We start from the raw sequence: 18,698 nt of genomic DNA, 5'->3' as shown, positions 1-18,698 counted from the left end.
TCTCAACAGCTCCTTCACGTTTGCTGTTGACCATTATAACATCTAATACCCCTATTTGGTCGGGCAAAAAGAAAAAACAACTTCAATATTTACATACCTGAATCAAAGGAATTATTGTTTAACTCTTTAGAGATTTCACTTTCAGTTGTAACGAAAAATGTAGGCAGCAAAATAATATTCAATAAAATCGGTCCAACAATAAATAATAAATCAATGCCTGGATTAAAATAAAGACCAAATGCAGTCAACAGCCCAGACATCACTAAAAAAACGATTTGCGCAACGATCACCATTAATGGAATGATTTGATACAGATAATTTAACTTTCGGAACTGATGCATATTTTCTGGATCTTTAATGATTCTCTTTTTCAAGAGTCTTGACATACTTATACAAGTCAATAATTGCACTAAAATAAAACTAAAATAGATAACGCTATTGAGCACCAATTGACCTTTCATGACGGTTCCATCAAAATGGCCTACCCGCTGCTGTAAAAGATCATAGACAGCTCCCTCATAGACATATTCCTGATCACTTAAAAACGTGAGAGGTGCTACAAACCCGAATGCTGCCCAATCATTTGCATTGACTTTCCAATTCGTTAATTTACTAGCTAAAATACGTAATTCAATGGCTTCATCTTCACCAAACATTCCTACTAGGATACTATATGGAATTGCTACTTTCATTTGCCCACTTTGCTTTTCTTGAAATAAATCTTGAATGAAGAAAGTATACGCAACTTCTGACTGGTTCGCTTCATAATGAGCATCTTCTACCTTCCAATGACTTGCTAATGTGGATTCAATCTTATTTCTCATCTCAACATAAGGCTTATCTTTATGTAATCGCTTAGGTATTTTATAAACAAAATGATTATCACTCCCGATAATGCAAATATCAACTTCAACCTTATCTTTTGCAAAGGCATTAGCAATAGCTGTCATTGGATACAACATTATGGCGACTAGGAAAAACAGGATTAGTGACAATCCGCACTTTTTCATGCAATGCTCCCCCTTTCCGTCACATATGCTAGATTTACACTATCATAGCTTTTACCGAAAAGACTATTTCGTTATTCCGAAAAAGCAATAGTGGTTTTCCGAAAGAGCTGATTTCGGTATTCCATAATGATCATTTATTATGGATAATATATAGCATACTATTTGATGAAACGGAGATTATTCGATGAAAATAAATGAGAGAGTTAGATGATTAAATGGACATATAGTATTTTCATTGCATATTTAGTACTAGGAATTTATGTACTTGCAGTAACAATTAAGGTACCTTTTATTGGTATTTTAGTAGACGCATCTAGTGGGCAACTAGTTATTGCTGATCTCTATTATCCTGATTGGGCACAGCAACATAATCTTGAAAAAGGTGATATTTTACTGACATTTGATGGGAAACCTGCACAGGAGAATAGTTCCATTCAATATTACTCTGTCGCAAGAAGTGCCAAAGAGTTAACGTTTATTAAGCCTAGTGGCGTTGTTCATACCATAACAATTCAGCATCAAGATATACCTGAGGAATTATTTTTGCAAATTATTTTTCCAATATTTTATTTCTTACTCTCCTTAGGGGTTTCTTTCTATTTATGGAAGAATAATAGAAAAGATGAAAAAACGAAACTGTTAACACTATTTTTGTTAACCTGCTCTTTAGCTTATATTAGTACAGGTGCTTCCGCTAGAGGAGATCTTATTGGTATGCTAGTAATAGGGATAGGCATCATTTTATGTTTAGTACTTTTAATTCACTTTTTACAATTGTATTTCCGTTACTTACATATAGAATGGCGATATCTTGATACGAAATGGCTTTATGTCTTTCCACTTGCGGTTCTTTGTTCTTATGTCTATGCACTATTTGATCGAGGTTTGAGAGAATTAACTGCCTCTTTTATTTTAGGTCTATTTGTTGGACTTGTCCTTTATGCTATCTATATATTACTTACAAGTTATTTACGAACAAAACTAGCAAAAATCCGGCTAATTGCTATTGCCTTTATTACACCATTCTTACCTTTTTTACTTTTTTTCGTAATACCAGAAATTTTGGGGCACGAACCAATTTTACATGCGGAGTTTGCTGCGCTATTTTTATTATTTATTCCATTTTCCTTTATTTTCATTCAAGTGAATGAGCGACTATTCGATATTGAATACCAATTATCTCGATTTCGGTATTATTCTACCCTTGCTTTTTTTAGTGCCATAATACTGACTTCAAGCATAGCCTTAGTATTTTTAAAGGATATTTCACTTGTTACAATGACAAGTATCTTTATACTTATTTTTCTCGTTATCATAGCAAGCTTCTATATAAAAGAGCAGCTTGATTTTAAATACCGAAAAATTATTTTTTCATCCACTGGTAATTATGTACATAATTTATATGCTGCAGTTAACAGAATGGGAAAAGCAAAAAATCAACAAGAATTATTAAAACTATTCAAATATGAAATTACCGAAAAACTTGGTACAACAGCCTTTTTGATTACTACCGAAACAGAAGTTGTACCATTCGTTCGCGGTGAGATTATTGAAAAAATGGGCACGATTCAACTGTTGCTACACGATGCTGGTGAAGAAAAGGTCGTTTTAAAAATAAGACACTCCCTGCAAAAGGAAGAGCTACTTTGGCTTGAGTTACTTTCACTTTATGTCTCCATGTTTATTGATAATCTGAAGCTTATTGAAGATTTAGTGCAAGAAATCCAACAAATACAGGATGCCAATGATACACAGCTACCTTGGCTCGATAAATTATTGTGGAATATTATTGAAAAAGAAAAAAGTATTTTAGCGCAAGAATTACATGACACCATTTTACAGGAACAGCTTCATTTAGCGAGAGAGCTAGATGTGCTTGCCGGAACATCAGTTATAAAAAAAGAAAAGGTATTAGATATTCGAGAGCAATTGCTGAATGCTACAAAAGATTTACGGGAATATTGCGAGAATCTAAGCCCTCCTTTACTTGACACATTTGGATTACAAATGGCTTTAAAAAAATTAATACAAAAGGTCAAAATTCGGGCAGATTTTTTATTAAATGCACATATAGAACGTGTCCAATTTCAGGACGTCACCTTACATTTAGTTGTTTATCGTCTAGTACAAGAACTGTTAAATAATGCGATAAAGCATGCTGAGGCCACTGAGGTATCATTAAAGTTACAAGCCATTCAACATGGTTTTATCCTACATTACGATGATAATGGCATTGGCTGTAATATCGAAGATTTAATGCAATCATCAGCTTCCATGGGTATAAACGGTATTCGTGAGCGTGTTCGTGCATTTAATGGTGAGATCAACATTGCCTCCAGCCATAATGAAGGAATGCATATATATATTCAAATTCAAGAGGACGGGGATTCGTATGATTAATATTCTTATTGTAGATGACCATCCTGTCGTTTTAGATGGTACGAAAACATTACTACAAGATTTAACGGATGTTAATATAGACACAGAGCAGAATTGTGAAGCGGTATTAGCAAGAATGGATGCTCAAGTTTTTCAATTATTTTTAATCGATATTAATATGAAACCAATTAATGGTATTCAGCTTTCTGAAATGATTAAGAAAAAACATCCCGAAGCCATCATCTTACTGTATACAGGATACGAGCTTTCCGATTATTACGAATTACTCGTAGAGAAAAAAATTGACGGTCTACTCTCAAAGTTAGCCACTAAAGAGCAAGTGATACAAACCATTCTAGCTGCGTTAAGAGGTGAAATTCTACTATCAGCAGATTTTTTGGATTTCGTTCAGCAGCGCATGAATATGCCAAATAGACATCAGGAAGTTTTACTGAGTGACAAAGAACAAGAAATTTTACAGCTTGTCGCACAGGGCTGTACGAATAAAGCCATTGCTTCTGCCATTGGCGTAACACAGAGAACAGTTGAAAACTATTTATCTAAATTATTTGTTAAGCTGAATGTAGAATCAAGAGCGGAGGCAGTAATTGTAGCGAAAGAGAAAGCGTGGATTGACTAGCGAAAAGTCAACATAAAGTTTATCTATTTTCTATAAATGTAAATTTTTTCTCTCCAAAAACGGAATATACTGGATAAATGTATAAAACTGTTATATAATGAAAATAATAATTACATTACTTCTTTAATGCCATTAAAATCACGTATTCAAAAGGATAATACGAGCTTTTGAATACGTGAGTCTTTGCAAGCGATGGAAGGAATATGATTGTTGAATTTTTTTGGGAGGGTGTTCACATGACACAAGGTACAGTAAAATGGTTTAACGCAGAAAAAGGGTTTGGCTTTATCGCAGTTGAAGGCGGAAATGATGTATTTGTACATTTTTCTGCTATTCAATCGGATGGCTTTAAAACTTTAGAAGAAGGTCAAAAAGTGGAATTCGGCGTAGAAGAAGGAAACCGTGGACCACAAGCAACTAATGTTGTAAAGATTTAATGGTAAGCTTTAGCATTTAAATGCAAAAATTCAAGAGACATCCTTGGTTTGGATGTCTCTTTTTTTATGTTATTACCCCTGTGCATTATCGGCACTAAAAAAACGACACAGGAAATTTAAAATAGCAATATAAAACGGAAATGAAAAGATCATTGCAAAAAGGATAAATCCTTGCACAGGTGCTGGTGAATCGCCTTGATTGGTGATTGGAAAAATACTTGCAAATAGAAAGGTAAAGATGATTGAATATGGCAGCCAAAGAATAGTTGTTACATACACTAAACGGCGACGAGCAAGCCATTTAGCTGTTAGTTTATACAGAATAACACTCCCTGCTATCCAACTGATTGCTTGGATCAGAAATAAAAAAATATCAATCTGTTGCCCTTCCCATCCAGTAAGTCTTAACATTCGATAATAATTCACCTGTAATTCAATCGAAATAACGAACATTAGTCCATAATATATACTCACTAGATTTAGCTTAAGAAAATAATTCATTTCTCAGCTCCTTATGCATACGAATGTAGACCAGCAATCACTAGATTTACAAATACTTGATTGAAGACGATAATGCCAAAGCCAATAATTGCTAACCAAGCTGTTTTTTCACCCTCCCAACCCTTTGATAGTCGAAAATGAAGGAAGGCAGCATAAAATAAAAATGTAATGAGTGCCCATACTTCTTTAGGATCCCAGCCCCAGTATCTACTCCAAGCAATTTGTGCCCAAATCATGGCGAATAATAGCCCTCCTAGAGCAAACAATGGAAAGCCTATGACCACAGCTCGATATGTAATTTCATCCATTAAAGCTGGTTGTACGCGATTTGTTAATGGCTTTAATAAAACGATTAATGGCCTTCTTGCCATTAGTATAAGTACCACATATAGTATCGTTCCCACTAGAAATGCCCATACAATAGAGTTTAATTTCTTCGCATCAATCTTGTTTGTGATCTGTAAAACACCTATTTGTTCTCCATCAGTGGTTAAAGCAGCGTCATTGACAATAAGTGGCATCATTGTATAATCGGCAGTTTCTTCTTTTCCTTGCGAATTTTCAAAATGAACCTTCACAGTATCTGATGTGAGATTGAAGTATGTAGACACACCAATAAAGCCTATTACAACAATAAGACAATACATAACAAATTCTAAAGCAAAGGTACTAATTGATTTCTTTGTAACGTCTAATGTTCTTAATAAATAGATAATTCCTGTTGCAAACGAAATTGATAAGATAGCACTTGAAAAGGCCACGGTCATCACATGAATTGTTAGCCAATGACTTTGTAGAGATGGTACAAGCGGTGAAACCTCCTTTGTAAAAACGCTTCCATAGCCAAGAATAATTAAGGAAACTGGAATAGTAAACAAGCCCACTACGATTTGTTTATACAGCAAATGAATAATCAAATAGCTCCCAGTAAGCATGATGCCAAAAAACGTCATAAACTCATACATATTACTTACTGGTGCATGATCTACAGCAATCCACCTTAAAATAAAATAAACTAATTGTAAAGTAAAGGCACTATAGGTTAGTAGTAATCCGACTTTGCCAAACATTTTTCTTTTCGATTTTACGGCTAGTCCAATCGGTAAAATAGCAATTAGCAATAAAATAAAGGCAATGAACAATGAATTACTGCTTAGGTTTAACAATGTTTCTGTACTCACTTTAAAAATCCCCCAACGTCTTTTTTAGGAAACGGTAATACTGCTCCCAATAAAAAGAACGTCATTCATAAAAAGAAGTGCCAACATATGCCATCAAAATATTTTAATTTTTGCAAATTGTTACAAATTTATGTCGCAAAATTAGAAAAAAACAAACCATCTATTCATATGTAAATAGATGGTAGTTGAAATTATTAAAGTTGACATGCCTCTACCTACATCTTACTAAAAATAGAATAAAAAGTCTATTTCTAATTTCATAGCTATGAGACAATGAATAAGCGCAAATACTACATAACGTTATGTAAAAAAGTGGAGGCTTTACATGAAACAAAATATTTATGACAATCCTGAATTTTTCCGTCACTATCAAGCGTTACGTCAAACACCTTATAATTATAATAATTTACTGGAGCAACCCGCGATAAAATCCTTACTGCCGAATCTACAGAATTTACAGATGCTTGATATTGGCTGTGGAATGGGAGAATTCGCATATTATTGTATTGAAAACCAAGCAAAACATGTTACTGCCATTGATGTCTCTAGAAATATGCTGGCTATCGCACGACGTGAATATGCTCACCCTAAGATCGACTATGGATTGTATGCAATTGAAGATTATCATGTAGCTCCAGAAAGCTTTGATTGTATTACAAGCTCCCTTTCCTTGCATTACATTGAAAATTTTGATGCGGTGATCGGGAAAATTGCAAGCATACTTCGTTCAAATGGCATCTTTATTTTTTCTGTAGAACATCCCATTGCAACAGCTAGGAAAACAATGGTGGATAATTGGATTTATGATGCTAACGGCAATAGAAATCATTATGCAATCGATAATTATCAGGATGAGGGCTTACGTGAGCAAACTTGGTTTGTGGATGGTGTAGTTAAATATCACCGATGTATCTCTACGATCATCAATTCATTAATTGCACATGGCTTCACTATTGAAAAACTGTTAGAACCGCTTCCTGATTTAGAAGCAGTAGAGAAACTTCCCTCTCTAGAAAAAGAACTTCGTCGCCCTTCCTTTTTAGTTGTTCGAGCAAAAAAATAATCAAAAAAATTTGGAGGTCTCGCAGAAATTTTTCTTCGAGACCATTCATACTTTATGTACTTAATTTTACATAAATAATTTCTGGATCCCCCTCGTCCAAATTCTCGATAATGCCACTTTTTATAAAGCCTGTCTTCTCAAATACTTGATGCATAGCTGTATTTGATTGATTAGTGGAAGAAAAAATCTTTGGCGTGATAGCTATTTCTACATAAGCTTCTATTAAAGAGGCTGCAACTCCCCTTCTCCGTTCAGAATTCTTTACTATTACTAGGCTGATAAAGCTATGTTCAAAAAAATCATTTGTAAATATTAGAAAACCCGCAATCCCATGTTCATTTTGCTTGATGATACAGCGTTTTTCCTGAATGGCTAGCCTGATCTGTTTACTTCTTGAAAAATCACCTAGGACTTCTCGATCTATCGCACATATTTCATCCAATTGCTCTATCCTTGCGTTCATTACTAATGACATTCGTTTCACCTCTCGATATAATAACTCATTACGATAAGCTCATCATTAAATCCTAGTACTTGCCTTCCCTCATCAACAAAACCACATTTAGTATAAAGTGCCTGTGCAGATATATTTGGGACATTAACACCTAGCACCAACTCATTAATATGAGGAAAATGCTCCTGAACAAAGTCTGGTAAGAGCTGTAATGCTGCTTTTGCATAGCCTTTCCCTTGCTCATGATAATCAGTAGAAAAGGAGCGAATTAACAAGGCAGCTTTATTTGTTGAATATGGCTTTACCCCATCTTTTTCATGGAGAACAAAGAAAGTAACTAGCTTATCTTCTGCAAGCACCAATATGGCATGACGATTTTTGTCCTGTTTTGCTAGCTCAATACTTTCTTTTGGGGACTTCGTAAACCGTAGCTGCTCTGGTGTAATCGTATATCTCTCAATTAAGTGATTATCACACGTCTCATAAAATTTTAATCTCATAAAGATAGCCTCCCTCCTATTCCTCCTCATAGATTGCTGTAAATTCAAACCCTCCTTCTATTAACTGTTGTAAATAGTCGTCAAAGGACGGTGCAATAACCTCATAGCTATCTGGATCATGAACATATCGAACGATCTGTCCCACCTGTCCGCCATCATTTGGATAAAAATCTATATATAAGCTTGAAGTGCCACCATTATTCATACAATCCGCAAAGCATAAATGTTTATTTAATGGTATATGCATCTGAATTCTATCATCCACTTCAACATACTCTAAAAAGTCCTGATAACGTTCATAAATACTTTCACTATTCACTACTTGGCTATCTTTTATCATTTGCTCAATAGACTTTAAATAATGTGGATATTCACCTAGATCTGAGCCTAATACTAGGACACAAATCGTTGCTTCTCCATGCTTACAATAATAGGTTCCATTAATATCCTGTAGTAGTTTAATCAATGATTCTGGACAACTAGGAAATAGATCTAATAAGGCTTGAATTTGAGAATCTGTTGCCCCTTTTGCTTGTTGTAGTTGGTTTTGCTCCTCTTCAGGTAAATAGGTCATCAAGCCATTAAAATATGGTGTATGGAAACGCATTAAATTGCCCTCTTTTCGTTATGTTCGTAATAATTTGGAATTTTCTTTTAAACCATTGTAAAATACTCTATTTGTAAACACCATCAGAAATTTGAACTATTGATTATTTGAAATCCTTTTTTTATTTCTACTATTCCCCAAAAATGCTACTATAAAAGTATTCAAATAAGAAGGAGTTGTGCCAATGAGTGCGGTAAGAGCAGTAGACGTTTTGGTTATTCAACTAATCAATCAAGGGATGTCATTCTAACTGCAGTCCTTGAACAAGGGAGAACACAAATGGATCATTACATGAAAAACTTTCTTACAGGTCAAGCAATTACTTTACAGCAAATGACTTCGTCTGACTTAGAAGCATTTGTCAAAATTGAAGGTGAAAAAAAGTCGTTATTATTTGCTAATGACGAAATCCCCTTTCCCAAAACCTTTGAGGATCATTCTTCATTCTTCCAAAGTATTAGTGCAAAGAAAGAAGATTTTTTCTTTGGCATATTTGAAAAATCTACAAATGAGCTTATTGGTACATGTGCCGTTTTTTCAATTAATTGGCAAAACAGTACATGCTTTGTAGGGATTTCAATTGGTGAACAATGGCAGGGTAAAGGATTTGGAACTGATGCTATGAAAACCCTTATTGATTTTATTTTTAACTATATTGCTATCAATAAAATTAAACTACAGGTTTTCAGCTTTAATACAGCAGCTATTCGATCCTATGAAAAATGTGGCTTTTCACAAGAAGGTATTTTAAGAAATGAGATTTTCCGATTCGGTAAGTTTTATGATTTAGTATTATATGGTCTATTACGAGAAGAATGGACTCATTAAGATAAGTAATAAACGCCCACATCAAATAGTGTGGGCGTTTACCTATTTTGATGCGTTCTTTCCTTTAAGATCTATATCATTATTGATTTTCTTCCTTGAAGACTATAGTCACTATAATCCGTTCACCTTTAGCCTTTTCTAGTAATAAAAAAGTTAATCACACGAATTCTCTTCAAATATATTCCTTCCTATTACTCTAATTTTCGAAAATTTCCAACATTTATCCGAATAATTGATAATTTCCTCAGCAAAAAGGTTTATTTGATAAATTGCGACAAGATACGAAATTCGAGAAATTTGAATGGAAAGTATTACTATAGCGACTCGTAATTGCAATAGTAAAAAAGATACAAATTTAGTTAAATGAAATCTACATTTTTTTTTTAAAGCTAAACGTAGCCAGCCTTGATATCTTTGGATTCAAGGTATTAAACTTTATGCATATTACAATTAAAGTAAATTAAAATAGGCGAAAAGATTCAACCTGAAAATTTAGTATTCCAACCCCTTCTTCGAATTAAGAAGCTCTTCTATGACTAAATTACGAATTTAGATTACTAAACACAATATGACATATTTTTTATTTTATGTGGTATACAATGAGAAAGTTGAATCGAGGTCATATGAATTTTATGACAGGAAAATGGAGAAAAAATTTAGGAGGAAAGTATCTTGGTACAATTATCGCTTAAACAATTCTTGAGGGTGAAAATCGAAATGAAGAGAAGAAGAATGTATAGAAAGGCAAAGGATTTAGGTTTCACCCATCCTATTGTTGTAGATTGTAGTCAAGAATTGGATATATTACTAAATAGATATTCAAAACAGGCGCAAGTTTCCTAACCAGCATTATCACTTCTGTTTTAAACCTGTATTAGGTTCCTTTTATAAAGTTCAATCCAAATCCTGATGTTATTGTCATGATACGTATACATAACAAGTAATTGGGAAATCTAATTTATAAAAGGAGGCCAAATGATGCAGGTATTGTTTATGTCCTTGATGTTAGTTTCAAGCTTTTTACTACAGCAGCCTCAGCATTCAGTAGAAAACACAGCAACTACACTTTGTACACCTATTGTAGCTACTTCCTATAAGTATCCAAATAATCAGTACCAGTCATTTCAAAATGAGGGCGATTTTTATCAACAAATTAATTCAGCACTTTATGAGGAATATTCTGATGCTAGCTTGAACATTCGTCAAAAGATAGCCTTTAAAGACATACCGAAGGCTGTAGAAACATTTCATTTAAAAACAAATTTAATAGGTAAAAAAATGGACCTCACTCAACATACTTTTATTCATCCCAATCGGCAAGTATATTTTTTAGCATCCTTTAGACAAACTGAACAGGAAACCTATCATAAATATTTTATCATTGACGCTGAGACACAAACCATCTTATTAGGAAACAGCCTTTACAATCCACACAATCGTATTGTTCCATAATTTAAATACTCGTCATATTTTATTGTATGCTTAAAAATTAAGAAATAGTAGCAAATATGATGAAATAATGGATTTTCCAAGTAAATTATGTAAATGTTTTAACAAAAAATTCAAATTTTCTCGCTTAAAATTACCCTCGATCATAAGTTAGCTCGACTCTAAGCACAGTAATTGATTTGATTCATAATAAAGTGCCTAGAAGTCGAGCTACACCTTTAAGGTATAGACTTTACAAAATTGCTTTTTGCTTTATCTCTTTTTTGATATAATCCATAAATTGTAACAATGGCATTTCATGTAAGGATTGTTCACCGTGTTTACGAATAGTAACATACTGTTGATCCTTTTCGCGGTCACCAAGTACTAAAATATACGGTATTTTTTTCATTTGAGCCTCACGAATTTTCTTACCAAGCTTTTCTGAACGATTATCGATACCGACACGAATTTGATCCTTTTGTAAAGCCTCCACTACTTGCTGGACGTATTCTTGGTGTTGATCTGCTACACCAATAATCTGTACCTGCTTGGGTGCAAGCCATGTAGGGAACACCCCTCCAAAATGTTCAATTAATATCCCCAAAAAGCGATCAATAGAGCCAAATACAGCCCGATGAATAACAACTGGTCTTACTTTTTCATTTTGCTCGTTGATATACGTTAAATCAAATTTCTCAGGTAGTTGGAAATCAAGTTGAACTGTTGCACATTGGTGACTGCGATGAATAGCATCTTTAATATGAATATCAATCTTCGGTCCATAGAACGCACCATCGCCTTCATTGATTGTAAATGGCAAGCCTAAATGATTAAGAACGTTTTCTAGTGCTTCTTCGGCTTGATCCCATAGCTCCAAATCACCCATAAAATCTGCAGGACGTGTAGATAATTCAATATCGTACTGAAAGCCAAAAACCTTATATACCTCATCAATAATTTTTAGAGCCAGTGCAATTTCTTTCTCGATTTGTTGAGGTGTGACAAAAATATGAGCATCATCCTGGCAAAAAGTACGCACTCGTAAAAGTCCATTTAATGCACCACTAAATTCATGCCGGTGTACTTGACCAAATTCAGCCATACGAATTGGTAAGTCTCTATATGAATGTAAGTCATTTTTAAAAATCAGCATGTGACCGGGACAATTCATGGGCTTTAGTGCGAAGCTTTGGTCATCTACATGTGTAAAATACATATTGTCTTTATAGTGATCCCAGTGTCCCGACTGCTCCCAAAGGCGTTGATTCATCATTAATGGTGTCCGTACCTCATGATAATCATATTTCGCTTGCAACTGTCGTAAATACGATTCTAGTTCATTGCGAATGATTTGACCATTTGCTAAATAAAACGGCATACCTGGTGCTTCCTCTGAAAACATAAATAATTCTAGTTCTTTTCCTAACTTACGATGATTTCGCTTCTCTGCTTCTTCTAAAAAAACAAAGTATTGTGCTAATTCTTCTTTTGAGGCAAACGCTACACCATAAATACGCTGAAGCATCTGATTTTTACTATCACCACGCCAATATGCGCCAGAAACATGCATTAATTTAAAATGCTGTAATTTACCTGTAGAAGGTACATGTGGCCCACGACATAAATCATAAAATTCTCCCTGCTCATAAACTGTCACTTTTTCATGCTCCGGTATATCCGCTAATAGCTCTAGCTTTAACGCATCATGGGCAAAGACCTGCTGTGCCTCTTTGCGTGTAACCTCTCTTCGCACAATCGAACTATTTTCTTGTACAATTTTCTTCATCATTTTTTCGATTTGTATTAAATCAGCTGGCACAAGAGGATGGGCTAGATCGATATCATAATAAAACCCATTGTCAATAACAGGTCCGATGCCAAAGCGAGCATCAGGGTACAGACGCTTCACTGCTTGAGCTAATAAATGGGCTGTTGAATGGCGAATTACGTTAATCCCTTCCTTTGAGCTTGCATCATAGAGGGCAATTTGTGTATCTTCCACAATTGGGCGCGTCAAATCAATGATGGTTCCGTTAGCACTCCCTGCAATTGCTTTTTTACGTAAAGCTGGGCTTATTGTTTGTGCAATTTCGGTTAGTGTTACACCCTTTGTAAATACTTGCTGTTGACCATCTGGAAATTGAATGTTAATAACTTGATTTGACATATTCTCTGCTCCTTTTTTGAATAATCAGGTTCTAAAAAACACTGATTAAAAAATAAAAAAACACATATCCGCCCCATAAAAGGGACGAGTATGTGTTCATTATCCGTGGTTCCACCCAAATTCCCACTAACTTTGCTAGTGGCTCATTGATTTGCAGTAACGTTGCAATAACGGTGCAAGTTTCCAAGCACGGCTCAAAGGTAGTAAGATTTGATTGCTGCATTAGGAAGCTTTCAGCAAATGCCTCCCTCTCTGTGAATCGCTATCAACGCTCGTGTCCTTATCATCGCCAATTTCATAGTTTGATGAAATTGTTAACTACTATAATCCAACATTGTATAACTTGTCAATATTTGAAAAAACTTTTTCAAATCCTAGTAGCAAGTGGTAAAGAATAGTCCTGTCTTTGATTATTCCCCTTCTTTTCCATAAATTATTTTTTCAGTGAATCCTAATTGCCTTCTGAGTTCACTTAATCATTATGTTAGTATACTAAATCAACTATGTCATAAATTGGGTAAACCATGCGACATATTTTGCCCCTGGGATAAATAGGAGCTGTGCCAAAATTGTTCCTAATAATCTTGAACCCATCATCATCACAGAAGCTCGTTTAAGGCTTAAATAACTGCCTCTTTGATTGATAACATCATCTGCAAGAATGGAAATCTTAGGGTCAATAAAAATAATTAATAGGATTGTTGCCACACCATTAATTAGTCCAGATGACATCATAGCCGTTGCATGTCTTTCAGGAGCAAGAAGTGCTGCGTATAGAGCAGACAGAACCCCAATTGTATAGATCGCAGTAATTAGTACATTGATAGTGAATAATTTAAAGGGAATATCGCGCCAACTAATCCCTTTCAAGTATGCAAAACTTGGCATATGTATATGCTTAAAGCCTCTTTTGATATACCCCATTTTCAAGCTTTTCTTGAATAGTGCTGGAATAGAGCCCCTTTCCTCCGATAAATGGATAATAGCTCTTGAAAATAGAGCCACAAATGTAGGTAAAAGTAATATACCTACTAATGTACCTAGTGAAGCAAAGCCAATTATGACTCGGAATTGCTGCTCAACGAAGGCTAGCGTGTTTACCCCTGGTGCGGTATCTATTAAGCGACCTGTAAAGGGCTGCTGCATCATATTAGCCAGTCTAGATACCATAACCATAACATTAAATAAGGATAGGGCTGAGGCTAATAATTTTACCCTGGCACCTGACAATCTAACTGCATAGGCTAATGTTTCAATCGAATGAATAATAAGTATAAATAATGCGATAACCATCAATTTTTCAGTTAAAATGTCCAAGTTTCTTACCCTTCTTTTCAATAATTAATCAATTCACATGTTTGTATTTTTTGTTTCCCCTCTCTTCATATTTTACGAAATCCACTGCAATATGTTCCGTTATCATCAACCCGAAGAGTGAATGTGCTCATTGATTTACCCTTATTGCAGACAGGAGTATAGAGCACATTGATAAAAGCACTTGGACAATATTACTTTTTATTTGTTTGCAATGCAGCCTTTAGCGTAAATGGAATTTTTAAATATGTATAATTTATCGTTATCATTTTCATATCAGCTGCCTCCATTCTCACAGCATAATGCTGAGGCTGCTTTCCCATTGCCTGACGATCTATAAATTGACTAGGAAAAATAGTAATCTGCCCTAATTTATAAAATGTAATGTTCGGATCATTCTCCATTTCCATCTCTGCTTCAAACGGTGCAGACTTACTGACAACAAGCTCTATCTTTTCAGGTATTTTATCGTTAATAAGGACTTGCTGAAGCTGTATTTCCTGTAATCCTTTATTCTCTAGTTCAATTATTTTGACCGTTTGATTATCTTTAAGACTTGTATAAGCACTAATTGCAAGTGGCGGATTACTTTTTACATAAATGATGAATACCGCTCCCACCACAAGTACGCTAAATAAAAAAACAAATAGTATTTTTTTCATTTCTTTCCTCACTTTCCTGTTTCCCAATCAAGTATAACGATAAATTCTCTACTGGAAAACCTTGAATATCAATTTCGCCTTGGCATAATTGTATCTACTGATATGCCTTCGATAAAAAAACATTTGCTAAATGAAGATAAAAACAATCTGCCTTAGTAAGAGACAGATTGTTTTTGTAGTCTTATTTCATCCCGTATTGGAATACCGTCATTACCGACAAGAGGAATTTCAGGCTTATAAAGTCTTGCTTGTGCGACAGCATTTTGTAGAATTTCTACTAAAAAATAGCCGCGTTTTTGATAAAATTTTAATGCATGTAAATTATCATTCGTTGTGATAATAGTGATCTTTGTACAGTTATTTGCAAAAGCCTGTTGTTCTACAGCTCGGACAAGTGAAGAACCAATACCTTTACCCTCCACAGTACTATCTAGGGAAATAATTTCACACTCTTCTCCACGTAAAATATATGTCACAAGACCCGTTATCTTCTGTTGGGCCTCTACGTATGCAAAGCCATCTAGTTTGCTACAGTCATAAATACCACTAGATATAACCATTTCTGTCGTTCCCCAATGTTCCTTAAAAAACTGCGATACTTCTTTTTGGGGTAATTGTTGAATCGAGAGAATTGTCATTTTTTAACTCCTCACTAAATCGAAATATGAAATACACCAGCTATTGCTTTTTGGATGCCCAAAAATAGGACCCATGAAACAACGCCTAATCCAATGGCAAACACGATATGAATGGATGATTTCATCGCCATGTATATCACAAAGAGCATCACCATCGTAGCTGGTAGTCCAACAATCACACCAACTGTAAAACGCTGAATATGTTCGCTCGATTCACTTTGTACTGTTAGCCATATAATACTTAAAATACTAACAAGAGGTAGTGCGGCAATAATACCACCATACGTAGGAAATCTTCTGGCTACCTCGGTAACGATTCCAATAATAGCTGCAGAGCTAAGAATTTTAACAAACGTGTACATTATTTCGACACCTCGCTTAATAAATGAAATGCCTGTAAAATGGTTTGTCGTTCTTCTTCTGATAATCGATGTAACGCATGTTGAAGTTTATGAGCATCTAATTCGGTATTTTTTTTGACAATCACAAGCCCCTCTGCAGTTAAATGAAGCATGACTTTGCGTTGATCATCAATAGCTCTTTCTTTCTTCACCCAGCCATTCCGTTCCAGTTTTTTAATATGCTCGGAGGCTGTATTCTGAGAAATATTCAGTAATTCTGCGATATCCCGAACAGTAACTTCATCTTCCTTTTGAATCATCTGTAAAATTCGTACGCTTTGATGGGAAATGACATCTTCATGTGTTGTATGTAGATGATAAAAAATAGTTGTAAAATAATTATTTATATCCTGTATCATTGAATAACCTCTTTCAATATATCGTTTAGAACGATTATATCGTTTAGAACGATATATATAAAGTGATTCAATTCAAATGACATAAAGTTTATATTTTCAGATTTTTTTAGTTAATCAAAGTATTTTTTATCTGTTGACAGCTCCTTTCACTTTAATTCGGATAATTTATCGCCCAATTATGTAAAATTATCGAGAATTATCTATGAGTTACCGAAAAATTTTCACAAATACACCTGTTTCACTTTATCAAATGAATTATTTTTCTTATTTCACTCATACTATCCATGTTTAACAAGAATTTAAAAAAGAGAGGATGTACAAGAATGGGCATACTTAGTGGAAATCCAAAAGATGAGCCATTACATTACGGAGAAGTATTTAGTATTTGGACACATCTTACAGTAAATTATGGCTTTATCGCTGGCTATCAAACGTTTTATAATCATGCAGGTGATGAAGATTTAAGAAAAGTAATCGAAGATATCATCGACACTTGCAGAGAAGAAACAAAACAGTTAGAAAAGATCTTAAAAACTAACGGTGTTGCTTTACCACCTGCACCACCAGAGAGACCAGTAGCACGAATTGAAGATATACCCCCTGGTGCAAGATTTAATGATCCTGAAATTAGCGCTGCCCTAACTGGTGACCTTGCGGCTGGATTAGTAACATGTAGCCAAGTTATGGGTATGTCAACTAGAGAGGATATTGCACTAATGTACGCACAATTTCACACAGGTAAAGCACAACTTGGTGCAAAATTGTTACGTCTTAATAAAACGAAAGGTTGGTTAGTTCCACCACCAATGCATGTAGTTTATCCTGAAAAATAATATTAATTAAAACCTGACAAACCGTCTCCCCAGATAAACTGGGGATTTTTTTCATCCTATTTTGATTTGCAGGTTTATTTACTTAGAATGTAGGTATCAAAAATGGATATATTTTCTTGGTTTCCTATCGGAGTACGTCTGCTATATTTCATCCCATCAATGATTTTACTAATTGTTGTACCATTTGTTTGTGTCGGGCTTTATGCAGCTATTTTCAGTAAAATTCTACCTTGTAAAATCTATAAAAATCTTTTATTCCCCATTGCCCTACTAGGTTTCTTTATCTGGGCTATCCCAATGAACATGGGATTTTATGAATTTTTTAGAGGAATGTTTTAAAAGTATCTTACTTTTGTTTTTCGTTTACATTGGCTTTGTTTAACTTGACGCACTCCTTATTGGTTAGGGCAACTTTCATCCCAGCTATTCATTTATTTTAATTTCAAAGACAATTCCTTTCCATAGGGAGTGATCATGATATATAAACCCCCTTATCTTCTAAATCCATGTTCTCTTTCATTATTGTGCACTTGTAAATGACGATAATTTTTTAAGTTATTATAATATTGAGTGTATCGCTCGCACTATATATATTGGTTGGCCGCAGCTGTTTTTTATTTTAAAAGGCAATGAACTATATTACAGAATATAAATGATGTTAAGCTAGTACCTCCTGATTTACTTGAATTTCTACTACCCGAGTGATTCAAATTTTTTCTAATCAAAAAAGATACTAAAAAAATTTGGTTAAAAAATTTACGGATACTAAAGCACCTTCTGTACAAACTAATTGCAGGAGGTGATTTTCAATGGCAAACAACAATCAAAACTTTAACTCAAAAATTCCAAATGCAATGAATGTAGAATTTGGAAATGAGACGGATGTTAATCAAATTAAACAACAAATCCAACAGGCAGAAGCTAACAAAAAACAAGCTTCTGGTTCAATTAACACGTTGAACGAAGAATTCGGAAACGAGACTGATGTTAATCAAATTAGACAACAAATCCAACAGGCAGAAGCTAACAAAAAAATGGCTTCTGGTCGATTTTCAAACGAAAACAATACAAAATAAATTTAAATAAATCATCACCTAAAACCGGCAACCATTGCCGGTTTTTTGTTTTTGCAATATACTTCCTTTTCACAAAACTTTGCCATTAATTAAGGCTGTTCGTTGGCGATTGTTGCAATTTTTTTATTTGTATTTATAAATATTAATCACCTAAACATTATAATTCTCGCTTTATGTTTCCTATTATTGAAGTCGTTACGATAAAAGTCATCTCCTA

Annotated in this window: 22 protein-coding genes; 10 read left to right on the top strand and 12 right to left on the bottom strand. The window is 34.4% G+C overall.

The window, feature by feature from the left end; all coding sequences use genetic code 11:
- Positions 1-89: 89 nt before the first annotated feature.
- Positions 90-1,010: a hypothetical protein gene (locus tag AC2CGN_RS07665; protein WP_429981665.1), complete on the bottom strand. Its 921-nt coding sequence runs from the start codon at positions 1,008-1,010 to the stop codon at positions 90-92.
- Between the two features lie 207 nt (positions 1,011-1,217).
- Here AC2CGN_RS07665 and AC2CGN_RS07660 point away from each other — a divergent pair, with 207 nt between their 5' ends.
- From AC2CGN_RS07660 to AC2CGN_RS07650, 3 genes are all read left to right on the top strand, one after another.
- Positions 1,218-3,410, top strand: a complete 2,193-nt coding sequence (locus tag AC2CGN_RS07660; protein WP_429981664.1) for a sensor histidine kinase — start codon at positions 1,218-1,220, stop codon at positions 3,408-3,410.
- Positions 3,403-4,029, top strand: coding sequence for a response regulator (locus AC2CGN_RS07655; protein ID WP_429981663.1), 627 nt, complete (start codon positions 3,403-3,405; stop codon positions 4,027-4,029). The genes AC2CGN_RS07660 and AC2CGN_RS07655 overlap by 8 nt, the downstream gene beginning before the upstream one ends.
- 236 nt (positions 4,030-4,265) lie before the next feature.
- Positions 4,266-4,466 carry a cold-shock protein gene (locus tag AC2CGN_RS07650; RefSeq protein ID WP_054771532.1) on the top strand — a complete coding sequence of 67 codons (201 nt, stop codon included), beginning with the start codon at positions 4,266-4,268 and terminating at the stop codon, positions 4,464-4,466.
- Positions 4,467-4,538: 72 nt separating this feature from the next.
- Here the strand turns inward: AC2CGN_RS07650 and AC2CGN_RS07645 are convergent, their stop codons facing one another.
- Both AC2CGN_RS07645 and ccsB read right to left on the bottom strand, forming a co-directional pair.
- Complete coding sequence (locus tag AC2CGN_RS07645; RefSeq protein ID WP_484513045.1) at positions 4,539-4,967, bottom strand: hypothetical protein; 429 nt, start codon at positions 4,965-4,967, stop codon at positions 4,539-4,541.
- An 11-nt stretch (positions 4,968-4,978) separates the two neighbouring features.
- Entirely contained in the window at positions 4,979-6,133 is a 1,155-nt protein-coding gene (gene ccsB / locus AC2CGN_RS07640) for a c-type cytochrome biogenesis protein CcsB (RefSeq protein ID WP_286926707.1), read from the bottom strand.
- 340 nt (positions 6,134-6,473) lie between these two features.
- Between ccsB and AC2CGN_RS07635 the strand changes: the two genes are divergently transcribed.
- On the top strand, positions 6,474-7,211 hold the full coding sequence (locus AC2CGN_RS07635) for a class I SAM-dependent methyltransferase (protein ID WP_484513043.1): 738 nt from the start codon (positions 6,474-6,476) through the stop codon (positions 7,209-7,211).
- A gap of 52 nt (positions 7,212-7,263) precedes the next feature.
- Here AC2CGN_RS07635 and AC2CGN_RS07630 read toward each other — a convergent pair whose 3' ends face one another.
- Genes AC2CGN_RS07630 through AC2CGN_RS07620 form a run of 3 tightly spaced genes read right to left on the bottom strand, consistent with a single transcriptional unit; the run spans position 7,264 to position 8,772 of the window.
- A complete protein-coding gene (locus AC2CGN_RS07630; protein WP_286926619.1) occupies positions 7,264-7,686 on the bottom strand; it encodes a GNAT family N-acetyltransferase in 423 nt (140 codons plus the stop codon).
- Positions 7,687-7,691: 5 nt separating this feature from the next.
- Positions 7,692-8,171 (bottom strand): GNAT family N-acetyltransferase, encoded by a 480-nt coding sequence (locus AC2CGN_RS07625; protein ID WP_484513191.1) that lies wholly within the window; start codon positions 8,169-8,171, stop codon positions 7,692-7,694.
- 10 nt (positions 8,172-8,181) lie between these two features.
- Positions 8,182-8,772 (bottom strand): SMI1/KNR4 family protein, encoded by a 591-nt coding sequence (locus tag AC2CGN_RS07620; protein WP_484513040.1) that lies wholly within the window; start codon positions 8,770-8,772, stop codon positions 8,182-8,184.
- A gap of 279 nt (positions 8,773-9,051) precedes the next feature.
- On the opposite strand from AC2CGN_RS07620, the gene AC2CGN_RS07615 reads away from it, so the two are divergent.
- The 3 genes from AC2CGN_RS07615 to AC2CGN_RS07605 all read left to right on the top strand — a co-directional run bounded on the left by AC2CGN_RS07615 (position 9,052) and on the right by AC2CGN_RS07605 (position 11,052).
- A complete protein-coding gene (locus tag AC2CGN_RS07615) occupies positions 9,052-9,600 on the top strand; it encodes a GNAT family N-acetyltransferase (RefSeq protein ID WP_286926615.1) in 549 nt (182 codons plus the stop codon).
- A gap of 672 nt (positions 9,601-10,272) precedes the next feature.
- A complete protein-coding gene (locus AC2CGN_RS07610) occupies positions 10,273-10,443 on the top strand; it encodes an aspartyl-phosphate phosphatase Spo0E family protein (protein WP_054771497.1) in 171 nt (56 codons plus the stop codon).
- Between the two features lie 135 nt (positions 10,444-10,578).
- Complete coding sequence (locus tag AC2CGN_RS07605) at positions 10,579-11,052, top strand: hypothetical protein (RefSeq protein ID WP_484513037.1); 474 nt, start codon at positions 10,579-10,581, stop codon at positions 11,050-11,052.
- Positions 11,053-11,281: 229 nt separating this feature from the next.
- Here AC2CGN_RS07605 and thrS read toward each other — a convergent pair whose 3' ends face one another.
- The 6 genes from thrS to AC2CGN_RS07575 form a co-directional block, all read right to left on the bottom strand.
- Positions 11,282-13,198, bottom strand: coding sequence for a threonine--tRNA ligase (gene thrS / locus AC2CGN_RS07600; protein ID WP_484513035.1), 1,917 nt, complete (start codon positions 13,196-13,198; stop codon positions 11,282-11,284).
- Positions 13,199-13,699: 501 nt separating this feature from the next.
- On the bottom strand, positions 13,700-14,515 hold the full coding sequence (locus tag AC2CGN_RS07595; RefSeq protein ID WP_484513034.1) for a lipid II flippase Amj family protein: 816 nt from the start codon (positions 14,513-14,515) through the stop codon (positions 13,700-13,702).
- Between the two features lie 191 nt (positions 14,516-14,706).
- Positions 14,707-15,174, bottom strand: a complete 468-nt coding sequence (locus AC2CGN_RS07590) for a hypothetical protein (RefSeq protein WP_484513032.1) — start codon at positions 15,172-15,174, stop codon at positions 14,707-14,709.
- A gap of 152 nt (positions 15,175-15,326) precedes the next feature.
- Complete coding sequence (locus tag AC2CGN_RS07585; protein ID WP_286926610.1) at positions 15,327-15,812, bottom strand: GNAT family N-acetyltransferase; 486 nt, start codon at positions 15,810-15,812, stop codon at positions 15,327-15,329.
- 14 nt (positions 15,813-15,826) lie between these two features.
- Complete coding sequence (locus tag AC2CGN_RS07580; RefSeq protein ID WP_286926609.1) at positions 15,827-16,174, bottom strand: DUF3147 family protein; 348 nt, start codon at positions 16,172-16,174, stop codon at positions 15,827-15,829.
- Entirely contained in the window at positions 16,174-16,572 is a 399-nt protein-coding gene (locus AC2CGN_RS07575; RefSeq protein WP_484513029.1) for a MarR family winged helix-turn-helix transcriptional regulator, read from the bottom strand. The genes AC2CGN_RS07580 and AC2CGN_RS07575 overlap by 1 nt, the downstream gene beginning before the upstream one ends.
- Before the next feature lie 323 nt (positions 16,573-16,895).
- Here AC2CGN_RS07575 and AC2CGN_RS07570 point away from each other — a divergent pair, with 323 nt between their 5' ends.
- The 3 genes from AC2CGN_RS07570 (at position 16,896) to AC2CGN_RS07560 (ending at position 18,481) form a co-directional block, all read left to right on the top strand.
- Positions 16,896-17,405 carry a DUF3231 family protein gene (locus AC2CGN_RS07570; protein ID WP_054771493.1) on the top strand — a complete coding sequence of 170 codons (510 nt, stop codon included), beginning with the start codon at positions 16,896-16,898 and terminating at the stop codon, positions 17,403-17,405.
- Between the two features lie 102 nt (positions 17,406-17,507).
- Positions 17,508-17,744 (top strand): hypothetical protein, encoded by a 237-nt coding sequence (locus AC2CGN_RS07565; RefSeq protein WP_429987242.1) that lies wholly within the window; start codon positions 17,508-17,510, stop codon positions 17,742-17,744.
- A 470-nt stretch (positions 17,745-18,214) separates the two neighbouring features.
- On the top strand, positions 18,215-18,481 hold the full coding sequence (locus AC2CGN_RS07560) for a gamma-type small acid-soluble spore protein (RefSeq protein ID WP_429981650.1): 267 nt from the start codon (positions 18,215-18,217) through the stop codon (positions 18,479-18,481).
- Positions 18,482-18,698: the final 217 nt, after the last annotated feature.

This window comes from Lysinibacillus sp. DFXJR4, from assembly GCF_057196045.1.
The sequence above is the reverse complement of the archived record's forward strand: the minus strand, read 5'-3'. Positions and strand labels throughout refer to the sequence as shown.

Bases quoted from the DNA above. Each gene is read 5' to 3' on its own strand.
- thrS (WP_484513035.1), bottom strand. From the start codon at position 13,198: ATGTCAAATCAAGTTATTAACATTCAATTTCCAGATGGTCAACAGCAA.
- AC2CGN_RS07655 (WP_429981663.1), top strand. From the start codon at position 3,403: ATGATTAATATTCTTATTGTAGATGACCATCCTGTCGTTTTAGATGGT.
- AC2CGN_RS07665 (WP_429981665.1), bottom strand. From the start codon at position 1,010: ATGAAAAAGTGCGGATTGTCACTAATCCTGTTTTTCCTAGTCGCCATA.
- AC2CGN_RS07635 (WP_484513043.1), top strand. From the start codon at position 6,474: ATGAAACAAAATATTTATGACAATCCTGAATTTTTCCGTCACTATCAA.
- AC2CGN_RS07620 (WP_484513040.1), bottom strand. From the start codon at position 8,772: ATGCGTTTCCATACACCATATTTTAATGGCTTGATGACCTATTTACCT.
- AC2CGN_RS07605 (WP_484513037.1), top strand. From the start codon at position 10,579: ATGCAGGTATTGTTTATGTCCTTGATGTTAGTTTCAAGCTTTTTACTA.
- AC2CGN_RS07630 (WP_286926619.1), bottom strand. From the start codon at position 7,686: ATGTCATTAGTAATGAACGCAAGGATAGAGCAATTGGATGAAATATGT.
- AC2CGN_RS07645 (WP_484513045.1), bottom strand. From the start codon at position 4,967: ATGAATTATTTTCTTAAGCTAAATCTAGTGAGTATATATTATGGACTA.
- AC2CGN_RS07560 (WP_429981650.1), top strand. From the start codon at position 18,215: ATGGCAAACAACAATCAAAACTTTAACTCAAAAATTCCAAATGCAATG.
- AC2CGN_RS07650 (WP_054771532.1), top strand. From the start codon at position 4,266: ATGACACAAGGTACAGTAAAATGGTTTAACGCAGAAAAAGGGTTTGGC.
- AC2CGN_RS07660 (WP_429981664.1), top strand. From the start codon at position 1,218: ATGATTAAATGGACATATAGTATTTTCATTGCATATTTAGTACTAGGA.
- AC2CGN_RS07575 (WP_484513029.1), bottom strand. From the start codon at position 16,572: ATGATACAGGATATAAATAATTATTTTACAACTATTTTTTATCATCTA.
- AC2CGN_RS07570 (WP_054771493.1), top strand. From the start codon at position 16,896: ATGGGCATACTTAGTGGAAATCCAAAAGATGAGCCATTACATTACGGA.
- AC2CGN_RS07580 (WP_286926609.1), bottom strand. From the start codon at position 16,174: ATGTACACGTTTGTTAAAATTCTTAGCTCTGCAGCTATTATTGGAATC.
- AC2CGN_RS07565 (WP_429987242.1), top strand. From the start codon at position 17,508: ATGGATATATTTTCTTGGTTTCCTATCGGAGTACGTCTGCTATATTTC.
- AC2CGN_RS07615 (WP_286926615.1), top strand. From the start codon at position 9,052: ATGGATCATTACATGAAAAACTTTCTTACAGGTCAAGCAATTACTTTA.
- AC2CGN_RS07585 (WP_286926610.1), bottom strand. From the start codon at position 15,812: ATGACAATTCTCTCGATTCAACAATTACCCCAAAAAGAAGTATCGCAG.
- AC2CGN_RS07590 (WP_484513032.1), bottom strand. From the start codon at position 15,174: ATGAAAAAAATACTATTTGTTTTTTTATTTAGCGTACTTGTGGTGGGA.